This window comes from Sphingobium xenophagum, from assembly GCF_031457465.1.
Classification (GTDB): Bacteria; Pseudomonadota; Alphaproteobacteria; order Sphingomonadales; family Sphingomonadaceae; genus Sphingobium; species Sphingobium xenophagum_A.
Map to the genome: position 1 here is coordinate 250,769 of NZ_JAVDWV010000001.1, position 12,738 is coordinate 263,506.

Sequence of the window (12,738 nt, forward strand, 5' to 3'; positions counted from 1 at the left end):
TGGCATGGCAGCCAACCTAAGACCGTTGCTCCAAACCGCACATTCGCCGGTCGGCTTATTCCCCTGTCCTACATCCCCCACCTTATGCCACACTCCCCCCGCGCTCTTTCTCCCCGTCAACTTCCCTCTCCCTGCGGCTCCCTCTCCGCACACCCACCCACTTCGCAAAAATTCTCCTATTGCGAAATCCGCGCCACCCGTCTGTCCCCACGCTTTTGCGTCGGCCACGACACTGTATACTTCGCAACCAGCCGCGCCCTTGCAAAACGCCGCTTCGTGGCCTTTGCTGCACCGCACACCCATGCTAGGGGCGCGCCATGCTTAATCTGAATGCCATCACCGTGCGCCTGGGCGGCCGCATCATCCTTGACCGTGCCGCCGCCGCGCTGCCGCCCCGGTCGCGCGTTGGCCTCATCGGCCGCAATGGCGCGGGCAAGTCCACGCTGATGAAGGTGATGATCGGCCAGCTCGACCCGGACGAGGGCAGTTGCGACATGCCGCGCGACACCCGCCTTGGCTATATCGCGCAGGAAGCCCCGTCGGGCACCGCGACCCCGTTCGAAACCGTGCTGGAGGCGGACAAGGAACGCGCCGCGCTGATGGAAGAGGCGGAGCATACGCAAGATCCCGACCGCCTCGGCCATATCTATGAGCGGCTGACGACGATCGACGCCTATACTGCGCCCGCCCGCGCCGCCCGCATCCTGGTGGGCCTTGGCTTTGACGAGGAAATGCAGGGCCGCCCGCTCGACAGCTATTCGGGTGGCTGGAAGATGCGCGTGGCGCTTGCCTCCCTGCTCTTCTCCAACCCCGACCTGCTGCTGCTTGACGAACCGTCGAACCATCTCGATCTCGAAGCGACGCTCTGGCTCGAAAATTTCCTCAAAGCCTATCGCGGCACCGTCGTCGTCATCAGCCATGAACGCGACCTGCTCAACAATGTGGTTGATTATATCCTCCATCTCGAAGGCGGAAAGGTCACCCTCTATCCCGGCGGCTATGACGCCTTCGAACGGCAGCGCGCCGAGCGGCTGGCCCAGCTCGAATCGGCCCGCACCAAGCAGCAGGCCGAGCGAGAGAAATTGCAGGAATATGTCGCCCGCAACTCCGCCCGTGCCTCGACCGCGAAACAGGCCCAGTCCCGTGCCAAGGCGCTGGCCCGGATGCAGCCGATCGCCGCCGCCATCGAAGATCCGACGCTGCATTTCGGTTTCCCCAGCCCCGCCGAACTGCGCCCGCCGCTCATCACCATGGACATGGCCTCGGTCGGCTATGGCGACACGCCGATCTTGAAGCGCATCAACATGCGCATCGACCCGGATGACCGGATCGCGCTGCTCGGTCGCAACGGCAACGGCAAGACGACGCTGGCCCGCCTCATCGCCGCGCAGCTCGCGCCGATGGAAGGCGAAATGGCCAGCAGCCCCAAGATGAATGTCGGCTATTTCACCCAATATCAGGTGGAGGAACTGGACGTCACCGACACGCCGCTCGAACATATGACCCGCGTCATGAAGGGCGCGACCCCCGGCGCCGTGCGGGCGCAACTCGGCCGCTTCGGCTTCTCCGGCGAGCGCGCGGTGCAGAAGGTCGGCTCCATGTCGGGCGGCGAACGCGCCCGCCTGGCGCTCGCCCTCATCACCCGCGATGCCCCGCACATGCTGATCCTCGACGAACCGACCAACCATCTCGACGTCGACAGCCGCGAAGCGCTCGTCCAGGCGCTCAACGATTATTCGGGCGCCGTGGTGATCGTGTCCCATGATCGCCACATGATCGAACTGGTCGCCGACCGGCTGGTGCTGGTCGATAATGGCACCGCCCAGCCGTTCGATGGCAGCCTTGACGATTATACCGACATCATCCTGCGCAAGGCCGACGGCAACAGCAGCAGCGGCGACGCGCCCAAGGTCGATCGCAAGGCCGACAAGAAAGCCGCCGCCGAATGGCGCGAAAAGCAGAAGCTGCTCAAGAACGCGGTCAACAAGGCCGAACGCGAAATGACCGCACTCGCCGCCGAACGCACCCGCATCGACGCCGCGCTTGCCAACCCCGCCAAGGCGACGGCCAAGACCAGCGACCTGATGGTCCAGCGCGCCGCGATCGAAAAGAAACTCGCCGCCGCCGAAGAAGTGTGGATGGAAGCGGGCGCAGCGCTGGAAGCGGGGTGACCCGTTAGAAACAGCGCTCCAGCAGCATCAGTGCCGGGTCACCCTCGACCGCACGGGCGGTAAAGCCCATTTCCCGCTCCAGCGTGATCGCGGCATGATTGTCGCGGCTCTCGATCGACTGGAGCTTCTTGATGCCCCAATGCCGCGCTTCCTGCGCCATATGGTCGAGGAGGGTCCAGCCGATCCCCTTGCCCTTGAGTTCGGGCAGGATCGAGATGGCGACCTCGCCAATGTCACCCGCCTTGTCCGCCGCCAGCGTCGCCGCCGCGATGATCGTCGCGCCGCCCGGCTCGAAGGCCAGCACCGTTTCATGCCGGTGATGCTCGAATGCGGTAATGTCATGCAGTTGCGCCGGGCTGACATGGCGCACCGCGCTCAGAAAGCGGAAACGCCGGTCCTCGTCGGACACTTCGTCGAAGAAGGCGGCCAGCGCCACCTCATCGTCATGGGTGGCCGGGCGCACCGTGAAGGGAAAGCCGTACCGGGTTTCAAGCGCGATCATCAGATAATATCCTTTTGCATTCAGGCCGCCGCCAATGCCTTCACCAGGAAGGGCAGGGCAGCGCCATCGGGTTCGATCAGGGTGATCATATTGCCCGCCCGGATCGCTTGCGCATCCAGCCGGAACAGCCGTTCGTCATCCTCCTTGCCCGGCGCATAGGCCAGCGCCCAGCCCTCGGCCGTGCGCAACAGGCTGCCGTGCCGGTCGGGTTCGTTGGGCCAGAAACGCCGCACCGTCGCCAGTTCGGGGTGGGCGCGATAGGCCGGTTCGTCGATCACGCCATCCTCTCCCAGCGGCAACCGCAGCACATAGCTGCGCGCCACCGACCCTTTGGGAAAAGCAGGGGAACTGGCCAGCTCCAGGCGTATCGTGGTCCACGTCATGCTGGAGTGAATCGGATTTAGGCGCAGAAAATTCTATAAGGACTATCCCTGATGGTGCGCGCGCCGGGGGACGCCTAGCCATCAAGGGGCGATAAACCCTGCCGGGAGACGTGCGATGAAATCGATCCTGCTGCATATTCATGATGATGTCGGCGCGGACAGCCGCCTGCAGGCCGCCTGCGACCTCGCCCGCGCCTGTAATGCCCATGTCCATTGCGTCCAGGTGACCCCGCTGCCCGATCTGGTCGCGGCCGATGTCTATGGCGGCGCGGGCTATGCCCCCTCGATCGCGGCCGAACTGCATGAGATTGACGAAGCCTATCGCACCAAGATGGAGGCGCGGTTGGGGCAGGAGGATATCGCTTGGGACTGGCGTCAGATCGACGGCGACAGCGTCGCGGGCCTGCTCTCCGCCGCGCGGCTGAGCGACGCGATCGTCGCGACCCTGCCCGAAGGCGGGCGAGTTCACCTGTCCGATCCCTTGCCGATCGTCGCCGACCTGGCGCTGGGCGGGCGGACGCCAGTGCTGGCCGTGCCGCAGGCGTGCAAGGGTTTTGCCGTCACTGGCACCGCGCTGATCGCCTGGGACGGGTCGCCCGAATCCTGCGCCGCCCTGCGCGCTGCCGTTCCGCTGTTGCAACGGGCGCAGGCGGTGGAGATCGTGTCCGTCGAGGAAGCCGACAAGGCCGAATTCCCCTCGACCGCCGCGCCCGAATATCTCGCCCGCCACGGCATCAAGGCGCAACTGCATAGCTGGCCGCGCAAGGGCCGGGCGGTCGACGTGGCGCTGCAAGAGGCGATCGGCACGCTGGCGGCAGACTGGGTGGTCATGGGCGCATTCGGCCACAGCCGCTGGCGCGAACTGGTGTTCGGCGGCGTGACCCGCGCCATGCTGCGCGATACGCGCGTGCCCCTCTTGCTGGCGCACTAAAAGGGGGCCATGGTCGGCGCATGGCTGTAGCGGATGATGAAAGCGATGCGCTGACCGACGCGCACAGTCTGGAACAGGCTTTGCTGGGGTCGATCCTGGCGACCATTCCCGATGCGCTGATCGTCATCGACATGCGCGGGCGCATCGTGTCGTTCAGTGCGGCGGCGCAGCGCATGTTCCAATATGCCGAAACCGACGTTCTGGGCGAAAATATCTCGATGCTGATGCCGTCCCCGGATCGGGAGCGGCATGACGGCTATATCGGCAATTATATCGACACTGGCGAAAAGCGGATCATCGGCATCGGCCGTCTGACTGCCGCGCGGCGGCGCGACGGGTCGACCTTTCCCATCGAATTGTCGGTCGGCGAAGTGAATGACCAGGGCCAGCGCCTCTTCACCGGCTTCATCCGCGACCTGACCGAACGACAACAGGCCGAACGGCGCGTCGCTGATTTGCAAGCCGAACTCGCCCATGCCGGGCGCGTTACGGCGATGGGCACGCTCGCCTCCGCATTGGCGCATGAACTCAATCAGCCCCTGACCGCCATTGCCAATTATATGGAGGCCGGCCGCGACCTGCTCGCCGCCCCCGGCGACCTCGACCGCGCCATGCTGGGCGAAGCGATGGACGAAAGCGCGCGCCAGGCGCTGCGCGCGGGCGAGATCATCCGATCGCTGCGCGAATTTATCAAGCGCGGCGAAACCCTGCGCCAACCCGAACCGCTGCGCGGCCTGCTGGCCGAGGGCGCAGCGCTGGCCTTCATCGGCACCGACAGCCGGGGCATCGACATGGACGTGCAGGTCGATCGGCAGGTCGACCGGGTGCTGGCCAATCGCGTGCAGTTACAGCAGGTCATCATCAACCTCGTCCGCAATGCGGTGGACGCGATGCACGACAGCCCGGCCCGCATCCTGCGCCTCAGCGCCGCGCCCGCCGACGATGGCAAGGTGGAGGTGGTCGTCGCCGACAGCGGTCCCGGCCTTGATCCCGCCATGTCGCGCACGCTCTTCACCCCCTTCACCACCACCAAGGCCAATGGTATGGGGGTTGGCCTGTCGATCAGCCAGACGATCGTCGAAGGCCATGGCGGGCGCATCTGGGCCACGCCCTCGCAATGGGGCGGCACCGCCTTTCATTTCACTTTGGACCGGGCGGACGACGAGTCATGAGCGAACCCTACCCCCTCTATGTCGTGGATGATGACGAAGCGATCCGCCGCTCGCTCTCCTTCCTGCTCAAGACCAGCGGCTTTGGCGTGCAGGTCTTCGAAGGCGGGCTGCCCTTCCTGAAGGCCGCCGCCACGCTGGCCCCCGGCTGCGTCCTGCTCGATGTGCGGATGCCCGACATGGACGGGCTGGAGGTGCAGCGCGAATTGCGCGCGCGCGGCGTCATGCTGCCGGTCATCATCATGACCGGCCATGGCGACATCGACATGGCTGTCGCGGCGATGAAGGCGGGGGCAAGCGATTTCATCGAAAAGCCGTTCGAAAAGGCGACCCTGCTCGCCTGCATCGAATCGGCCCGCAAACAATCCATCGCCACACGCGGCCTGGGCGCACGGGCGCAGGAAGCACAGGCCCGGCTCAACATCCTGACCGACCGCGAACGCGAAGTGCTGGACGGACTGGTCGAAGGCCTGCCCAACAAGACCATCGCCTATGACCTGGGCATCAGCCCCCGCACCGTCGAAATCCACCGCGCGAACCTGATGCAGAAACTGGAAGTGCGAAGCCTAGCCGAAGCCCTCCGCATCGCCTTCCACGCTGTCGAGGGCGCACCGGCGGCATAAGCTGATCGACGGCGTCTGCCCTAAAATCCTCCCCTGGAAGGGGAGGGGGACCGGCGAAGCCGGTGGAGGGGTGTTCCGCTATCGAGACGGTGACACCCCTCCGTCAGGGCTACGCCCTGCCACCTCCCCTACAAGGGGAGGATGACTAAAAACGACCATTTGTACGCGCGCCGCAGGTCTATTATCATCCGTCAATGGACGCTGCAGGCTTTTTGATTTTGCTAGGCGGGGCTTGGGCTATTACCGCGCCTTTCGTGATAAGTTTCGCCATTATGAGAAGGCGTTGGCTGTTGGGTGGGATCTACGCCGTTCCAGCGATTTGGTTCATCGTCGGATACACCCAGGCTTCGTAACGATGTGGGATGTCAGCGTCCATTTTCAACCAATTCCGCTGGCATGACGGGTGAAGTCACCCAATGTTGGCAGTATCCCGTTCCGTAGCGACCAAAAGCAGGGCCTGTCCCCCCTCCCGCAGGCGGGAGGGGGTTAGGGGGTGGGCTTGCGCGACGGTGCGTTGGCCCACGCCGCTGCGATCAAGGGTCTGCTACGCAACCCCAACTCTCGGCGCCCCGCCCGCCCTAAAAACGCAAACCCCCTAAAATGCTTCCGCAATATCCATCAGCCCCAGCAACTTCTTCGACGCAACCTGCCGCCAGCTCGCGCGCAGCCGTTCCGCGATATGCTCCCAGTCCGTATCGCCCAGATCCAGGCGAATGCCGACCCAGTCGGTGCCGAAATAGGCGGGGCGGTAATAGCGTGCCGGATCGGCTTCGATCAGGCTGGCCTGTTCCTCCGGCGCGGTGGTTTTGACCAGCAGCGCGATAATGCCGTCACCATGATGGTCGCGCGTGAAATAGGCGAACTTCTTGCCTTTGACGATGCCGAAGCAGGGCATGCCATGCGAGAGGATCTCGTCCGCCTGCGGCAAGGCCAGCGCGCTTTCGCGGACCTTGTTCAACAGCCAGTCGGGGTGGCGCTCGCGGCTCACAAAGGCGGCGAGGGTGCGGCTGTAAAGCTGATGCTCCGCAATCAGCGTACGGGCGGCCAGCGTATCGGCATCGTCATCGGGCAGGATCGCGACCGGCGTCTGGCCGAGCACCGGCCCGTCATCCAGCGCGGCCGTCACGATATGCACCGAACAGCCCGTATGGCTGTCGCCCGCATCAATCGCGCGTTGATGCGTGTCCAGCCCCTTATATTTGGGTAGCAGGCTGGGGTGGATGTTGAGCATCCGCTCTTCCCATCCCGCGACGAACTCGGGTGACAAGAGCCGCATATAGCCCGCCAGCGCGACATAGTGCGCGCCCGCCGCGCGCAATTGCGCATTGATGATCTGGTCGAAATCGGCCCGCTTCAAGCCCTTGTGACTCTGGCCAAAGGTCGCGATTCCTTCGGCGGCGGCGAGTTTCAGCCCCGGTGCATCCGGATCATTGGCGGCGACCAGCACGATCTCATAGGGGCAATCATCGGCTTTGGCGGCATAAAGCAGCGCCGCCATATTGGACCCGCGCCCGGAAATCAGGACGCCGACTTTGGCTTTAGCCATCATTCTAACTCCGTTCGCCCTGAGCCTGTCGAAGGGCCTTACTTTTCTTAAAAGAAAGAACAGGGCTTCGACGGGCTCAGCCCGAACGGAGCAAATTTGCCTTATCTTACCCCAGATGCGTCGCCGACCAGTCGGCCTTCGCGCTCCATGTCTCGGTCGAACCGCGCACGGTGCAGCCCTTGTCGCCCGCATGCACCACGCCGATGCGGTGGACGCTTTCGCCCGCCGCGGCCAGCGACGTGGTGACGCCCGCGACATGGGCTTCGTCCACGGCCAGCACCATGCCGATGCCGCAGTTGAAGGTACGCGCCATCTCCGCCGGCTCAATATGCCCCTGCGCCTGGAGGAAGGCCATCAGCCGCGGCTGTTCCCAGGTGTCGGCATCGACCATCGCATGACAGCCGTCGGGCAGCACGCGGGGGATGTTTTCGAGCAAGCCGCCGCCGGTGATATGCGCCAGCGCATTGACCATGCCCGCGCGCACCAGCGGCAGCAGGCTCTTCACATAAATGCGCGTCGGCGCCATCAGCGCGTCGATCAGCAGCACTTCATTGTCGAAGATCGCCGGACGATCGAGCTTCCAGCCCTTGTCGGCGGCGAGGCGACGGACCAGCGAGAAGCCGTTGGAATGAACCCCGGAGGAAGCGATGCCCAGCAGCACGTCGCCCGCCTTCACCCGGTTGCCGGTCAGCACCTTGGTCCGTTCGACCGCGCCGACGCAAAAGCCCGCGAGGTCATAGTCGCCCGGCGCATACATGCCCGGCATTTCGGCGGTTTCGCCGCCGATCAGCGCGCAGCCCGCAATCCGGCAGCCCTCGGCGATCCCAGCGATCACGCGCTCGGCTACGCCGCTCTCCAGCTTGCCGGTGGCGTAATAATCCAGGAAGAAAAGCGGCTCGGCCCCCTGCACGATCAGGTCGTTGGCGCACATGGCGACCAGGTCGATGCCCACGCCATCATGGCGGTCATGGTCGATCGCCAGCTTCAGCTTCGTGCCCACGCCATCATTGGCCGCGACCAGCAGCGGATCGGTAAAGCCCGCCGCCTTGAGGTCGAAAAAGCCGCCAAAGCCGCCAAGGTCGGCGTCCGCGCCGGGGCGGCGGGTGGCCTTGGCCAGGGGGGCGATGGCGCGCACCAGCGCATTGCCGGCGGCGATGTCGACGCCAGCCTTGGCGTAACTGTAGGATTCGGTATCGGTCATGGCAGACGCCCCTAGAGCAATCGATGCGAAAACGGAACCTTCCATCATTGACCCCCTGTAACGGGCCGAACGGCAGGAGGGGTGAAGGTTGGCGCTTGGCATATAGGGCAAATCCCGCCAAAAGGGCGCGCGTGAGCCTTGCCCAGACCTTCTCCCGCCTGTCCCTATCACCCGGCGCAGCCCTGCGCGCGCTGTCGCGCCCGGTGCAGATCCTGTTCGCCATCGCGCTCGGCATTGCGGCGGCGTCGCTGTTCGCGCAGATGGAGGGGGAGCGCGGCGTCCCGCCGATTGCCAGCGGCGGCGATTTCGAGGTGCCGGGGGTCAAGGTCGATGTCGTCGCCAAGGATGCCGACAGCGCCCGCTATGCCGGCTGGCGCATGGCCCAGCGGCAGGCTTGGCGGATGCTGTGGAGCCGCACCCATAGCGGCGCCGGGGCGCCGTCCCTGTCCGATTCGCAGATCGAGGCGATGGTATCGGGCATCGAGATTGATTATGAACAGGTCGGGCCGACCCGCTATGTCGCGACACTGACCATATTGTTCGACCGCGCGCGCACCGGACAGTTGCTGGGCGTTTCAGGCAATGTCATGCGCTCGCCGCCTCTGCTGGTCATTCCTGTGCTGTGGGATGGCGGATCGGCCGTCTCCTATGAACGCACCAATGAATGGCAAAAGGCCTGGGCGCGCTATCGCACCGGCGACAGCGCGATCGACTATGTCCGCGTCGCCGGGTCGATCGCCGACCCGATTCTGCTCAATGCCGGCCAGACCGGACGGCGCGGGCGGCTGTGGTGGCGCGTCCTGCTCGACCAATATGGCGCGGCCGATGTGGTAATCCCGATCGCGCGGCTCGATCGCGCCTATCCCGGTGGCCCGGTAACCGGCACCTTCACCGCCCGCTATGGCCCCGACAACAGCCTGATCGGCAGCGTCACCCTACGCGCCTCGAACGACAGCGGCTTGCCCAAGATGCTGGACGAAGGCGCGCGGCGGATCGACGAACTCTATATCCGCGCGCTCAATGATGGCCGCCTGCGGCCCGACCCCTCGCTCATCATCGAGGAGCCGGTCGATCCGGCGACGCTGGAACTGGAGACTGTCAGCGAAACGATCGTCGAGACGAGCGAATTACCCCCGGTCGCGCCCAGCGGCGCGAGCTTCACGATCCAGTTCGACACGCCCGATGTCGGATCAGTGACACAGGGCGAGGCATCGGTGCGCGCGGTGCCGGGCGTCCGGTCGGCTACGACCAGCAGTCTCGCGTTGGGCGGTACCTCGGTCATGCAGGTCCGGTTCGAAGGCACGATGGACATGCTGCGCACCGGGCTTCAGGCGCGCGGCTACACCGTCGCTGCCTCCGGCACGACCTTGCGGATCGTCCGGCGTCAGGCACCGGCCGGGTCGGGCGGACCTGCTCCCGCTCCGCAATGAGCCAGATCAGCCTGCCCTTTGACTGGCATGGCGATGCGCGCGACGGGGACTTCCTGGTCAGCGAGGCCAATGCCCAGGCCGTCACCCATCTGGAGCGCTGGCGCGACTGGCCGCTGTCGGTCAGCGTCCTGACCGGCCCGCCGCGATCCGGGCGCTCGACGCTCGCCCGCCATTTCGCGCGGATGAGCGGCGGCACGATCATCGACGATGCGCAGGGGCAGGACGAACATCGCCTGTTCCACGCTTGGAACGCCGCGCAGACCGACCGGCGACCGCTGCTGCTGGTGGGGCTGGCCCCGCCTTCCACCTGGACCGTCGCCTTGCCCGACCTGCGCTCCCGCCTCGCGGCGGCGCCCCATGTCGCCATTGCCGAACCCGACGAGCCGCTCGCCCGCGCCCTGATCGCCCGCGCCTTCGACCGCGCCGGGGCGGGCTATGCGGCGGACCTGCCCGACTGGCTATTGCGCCGGATTGAGCGTAGCTATGGCGCGATCGACGCCGTCACCCGCCTGCTCGACGCGGCGGCGCTGTCATCTGGTCGTAAGATTTCCACCGCACTGGCGAAAGAGGCTCTGCAAGCTGCCGGATTTCTGCCTATAGTGCCGCCCGATCCTTCCACCGCCAACCGCGAGTAATCCGTGGCCGAAGCCGATCTTACACCCAGCCTGTCGCTGCATGGCGACCGCTATTTCAACCGCGAACTCTCCTGGCTCGCCTTCAACCAGCGGGTGCTGGAGGAAGCGATGAACCGCGCCCATCCCTTGCTGGAACGGCTGCGCTTCCTGTCCATCTCCGGCGCGAACCTGGACGAATTTTTCTCCGTCCGCGTTGCAGGGCTGAAGGGGCAGCAGTTGCAGGATGTTGACCTGCGCTCGGTCGACGGGCTGACCGCCGGGCAGCAGCTCGCCGCGATCGCCGCTGAAACGACGCGGCTGATGATGGCGCAGCAAAAGGTCTGGGGCATATTGCATGGCGAACTGGCGCAGGTCGGGATCGAGGTGGTCGGCCCGACCAGCCCGATGGACGCGCTGAGCGAAGCCTGGCTGCGCGATCATTTCCTCACCCAAATCTTCCCAATCCTGACGCCTCAGGCGCTTGATCCGGCGCATCCCTTTCCCTTCATCCCCAATCAGGGCCTGTCGATCGTGTTCGACCTGCTGCGCCTGTCGGACAAGCAACCGATCCGCGAATTGGTGATGATCCCCGCCACGCTCGCCCGCTTCGTGCGCGTGCCCGGCCCGACCGCTCGCTATATCGCGCTGGAGGCGGTGGTGCGGCGCTTTTCGGGCGATCTCTTCCCCGGCTATCAGGTGCGCAACAGCGGCGTGTTCCGCATCATCCGCGACAGCGACATTGAAATCGAGGAAGAGGCTGAAGATCTGGTCCGCCACTTCCGCAGCGCGATCAAGCGCCGCCGCCGCGGCCGCGTCATTCGCATGGAGATAGAAGAGCGTATTCCTGAGCCGGTCGAGGAAATGCTCCAGGACATGATCCAGGGGCATGAGGCGATGATTGCCGAGGTCGAGGGGTTTGTCGGCATCGGCGACCTGTCCGGCATCGTTGACGAGGACCGACCCGACCTCAAATTCGAACCCTATGCGCCACGCTTTCCCGAACGCATCCGCGAATATGGCGGCGATTGCTTCGCCGCGATCCGCGCCAAGGACATTGTCGTCCACCATCCCTATGAGGCGTTCGACGTCGTCGTTTCTTTCCTGAAACAGGCGGCGGTCGACCCCGATGTGGTGGCGATCAAGCAGACCCTCTACCGCGCGGGCAAGCAATCGGCGATCATCCGCGCGCTGATCGACGCGGCGGAGGCGGGCAAGTCCGTGACCGCCGTGGTCGAACTCAAGGCCCGCTTCGACGAGGAACAGAATATCCTGTGGGCCGACGCGCTCGAACGCGCCGGGGTGCAGGTCGTCTATGGCTTCATCGACTGGAAGACCCACGCCAAGATTTCGATGGTGATCCGGCGCGAGGGCGAGCAGTTTCGCAGCTACTGCCATTTCGGCACGGGCAATTATCACCCGATCACCGCGCGCATCTATACCGATCTCAGCTTTTTCACGGCTGATCCGGCCTATAGCCGCGATGCCGCCGCGCTGTTCAATTACATCACCGGCTATGTCGAACCCAAGCGGCTGGAAAAGCTGGTCATGTCGCCGCGCGACCTGCGCGATCGCCTCTGCGCGCTGGTCGATGACGAGATTGAGCATAGCCGCGCCGGACGGCCCGGCACCATCTGGGCCAAGATGAACTCGCTGGTCGATCCCGTGTTGATCGAAAAACTCTACGCCGCCAGCAATGCGGGCGTGCAGATCGACCTGATCGTGCGCGGCATATGCTGCCTGCGGCCCGGCGTTCCCGGCATGTCCGACAATATCCGGGTGAAATCGGTCGTCGGCCGCTTCCTGGAACATAGCCGTATCGCGGTGTTCGGCAACGGCAATGCGCTGCCCAATAATGGCGCGAAAGTCTATATCAGCTCGGCCGACTGGATGCCGCGCAACTTCGACCGGCGCGTCGAATTTATGGCACCGATCGAAAATCCCACCGTCCATGACCAGATTCTCGACCAGGTGATGGTCGCCAACCTCATCGACACCGAACAAAGCTGGGAACTGGATAGCGAAGGCCATTATACCCGCGTCGATGCGGGCGAAAAGCCGTTCAACCTGCACCGCTATTTCATGACCAACCCGTCGCTTTCGGGCCGTGGCGCCGCGCTCGACAACGAAGCGGTGCCGACCTTGCGCCTGCGCGGGCGGGTTTGACGCGC

The 12,738-nt window shown here is 65.0% G+C and carries 11 protein-coding genes; 7 read left to right on the forward strand and 4 right to left on the reverse strand.

The window, feature by feature from the left end; all coding sequences use genetic code 11:
• The first annotated feature begins 317 nt into the window (after positions 1-317).
• Positions 318-2,171, forward strand: coding sequence for an ABC-F family ATP-binding cassette domain-containing protein (locus J2W40_RS01215; protein WP_310221307.1), 1,854 nt, complete (start codon positions 318-320; stop codon positions 2,169-2,171).
• A gap of 4 nt (positions 2,172-2,175) precedes the next feature.
• On the opposite strand, the gene J2W40_RS01220 is transcribed toward J2W40_RS01215, so the two are convergent.
• Both J2W40_RS01220 and J2W40_RS01225 read right to left on the reverse strand, forming a co-directional pair.
• The gene (locus J2W40_RS01220) at positions 2,176-2,673 is read right to left on the reverse strand and encodes a GNAT family N-acetyltransferase (protein WP_310221309.1); all 498 of its coding nucleotides are present in this window, start codon (positions 2,671-2,673) and stop codon (positions 2,176-2,178) included.
• A 20-nt stretch (positions 2,674-2,693) separates the two neighbouring features.
• Positions 2,694-3,056 carry a hypothetical protein gene (locus J2W40_RS01225; RefSeq protein WP_037473292.1) on the reverse strand — a complete coding sequence of 121 codons (363 nt, stop codon included), beginning with the start codon at positions 3,054-3,056 and terminating at the stop codon, positions 2,694-2,696.
• 115 nt (positions 3,057-3,171) lie between these two features.
• Here J2W40_RS01225 and J2W40_RS01230 point away from each other — a divergent pair, with 115 nt between their 5' ends.
• Genes J2W40_RS01230 through fixJ form a run of 3 tightly spaced genes read left to right on the forward strand, consistent with a single transcriptional unit; the run spans position 3,172 to position 5,779 of the window.
• Positions 3,172-3,987 (forward strand): universal stress protein, encoded by an 816-nt coding sequence (locus J2W40_RS01230; RefSeq protein ID WP_310221312.1) that lies wholly within the window; start codon positions 3,172-3,174, stop codon positions 3,985-3,987.
• A 20-nt stretch (positions 3,988-4,007) separates the two neighbouring features.
• On the forward strand, positions 4,008-5,159 hold the full coding sequence (locus J2W40_RS01235) for a sensor histidine kinase (RefSeq protein ID WP_310221314.1): 1,152 nt from the start codon (positions 4,008-4,010) through the stop codon (positions 5,157-5,159).
• On the forward strand, positions 5,156-5,779 hold the full coding sequence (gene fixJ, locus J2W40_RS01240; protein WP_310221316.1) for a response regulator FixJ: 624 nt from the start codon (positions 5,156-5,158) through the stop codon (positions 5,777-5,779). Before J2W40_RS01235 ends, fixJ begins: the two co-directional genes overlap by 4 nt.
• A 595-nt stretch (positions 5,780-6,374) precedes the next feature.
• On the opposite strand, the gene purN is transcribed toward fixJ, so the two are convergent.
• Together purN and purM are read right to left on the reverse strand one after the other, a co-directional pair.
• The gene (gene purN / locus J2W40_RS01245; RefSeq protein ID WP_310221482.1) at positions 6,375-7,325 is read right to left on the reverse strand and encodes a phosphoribosylglycinamide formyltransferase; all 951 of its coding nucleotides are present in this window, start codon (positions 7,323-7,325) and stop codon (positions 6,375-6,377) included.
• A 106-nt stretch (positions 7,326-7,431) separates the two neighbouring features.
• The gene (gene purM, locus J2W40_RS01250; protein ID WP_310221318.1) at positions 7,432-8,526 is read right to left on the reverse strand and encodes a phosphoribosylformylglycinamidine cyclo-ligase; all 1,095 of its coding nucleotides are present in this window, start codon (positions 8,524-8,526) and stop codon (positions 7,432-7,434) included.
• 131 nt (positions 8,527-8,657) lie between these two features.
• Here purM and J2W40_RS01255 point away from each other — a divergent pair, with 131 nt between their 5' ends.
• The 3 genes from J2W40_RS01255 to J2W40_RS01265 are packed head-to-tail and all read left to right on the forward strand — an operon-like array spanning position 8,658 to position 12,733.
• Positions 8,658-9,956 carry a heavy-metal-associated domain-containing protein gene (locus J2W40_RS01255; protein WP_310221320.1) on the forward strand — a complete coding sequence of 433 codons (1,299 nt, stop codon included), beginning with the start codon at positions 8,658-8,660 and terminating at the stop codon, positions 9,954-9,956.
• A complete protein-coding gene (locus J2W40_RS01260; RefSeq protein ID WP_310221322.1) occupies positions 9,953-10,591 on the forward strand; it encodes a P-loop NTPase family protein in 639 nt (212 codons plus the stop codon). Before J2W40_RS01255 ends, J2W40_RS01260 begins: the two co-directional genes overlap by 4 nt.
• Before the next feature lie 3 nt (positions 10,592-10,594).
• Positions 10,595-12,733, forward strand: a complete 2,139-nt coding sequence (locus J2W40_RS01265) for an RNA degradosome polyphosphate kinase (RefSeq protein ID WP_310221325.1) — start codon at positions 10,595-10,597, stop codon at positions 12,731-12,733.
• Positions 12,734-12,738: the final 5 nt, after the last annotated feature.

What these genes read in the sequence shown, in the direction of transcription:
- J2W40_RS01215 (WP_310221307.1), top strand. Translation starts at nt 318, where the DNA reads ATGCTTAATCTGAATGCCATCACCGTGCGCCTGGGCGGCCGCATCATC.
- J2W40_RS01220 (WP_310221309.1), bottom strand. Translation starts at nt 2,673, where the DNA reads ATGATCGCGCTTGAAACCCGGTACGGCTTTCCCTTCACGGTGCGCCCG.
- J2W40_RS01225 (WP_037473292.1), bottom strand. Translation starts at nt 3,056, where the DNA reads ATGACGTGGACCACGATACGCCTGGAGCTGGCCAGTTCCCCTGCTTTT.
- J2W40_RS01230 (WP_310221312.1), top strand. Translation starts at nt 3,172, where the DNA reads ATGAAATCGATCCTGCTGCATATTCATGATGATGTCGGCGCGGACAGC.
- J2W40_RS01235 (WP_310221314.1), top strand. Translation starts at nt 4,008, where the DNA reads ATGGCTGTAGCGGATGATGAAAGCGATGCGCTGACCGACGCGCACAGT.
- fixJ (WP_310221316.1), top strand. Translation starts at nt 5,156, where the DNA reads ATGAGCGAACCCTACCCCCTCTATGTCGTGGATGATGACGAAGCGATC.
- purN (WP_310221482.1), bottom strand. Translation starts at nt 7,325, where the DNA reads ATGGCTAAAGCCAAAGTCGGCGTCCTGATTTCCGGGCGCGGGTCCAAT.
- purM (WP_310221318.1), bottom strand. Translation starts at nt 8,526, where the DNA reads ATGACCGATACCGAATCCTACAGTTACGCCAAGGCTGGCGTCGACATC.
- J2W40_RS01260 (WP_310221322.1), top strand. Translation starts at nt 9,953, where the DNA reads ATGAGCCAGATCAGCCTGCCCTTTGACTGGCATGGCGATGCGCGCGAC.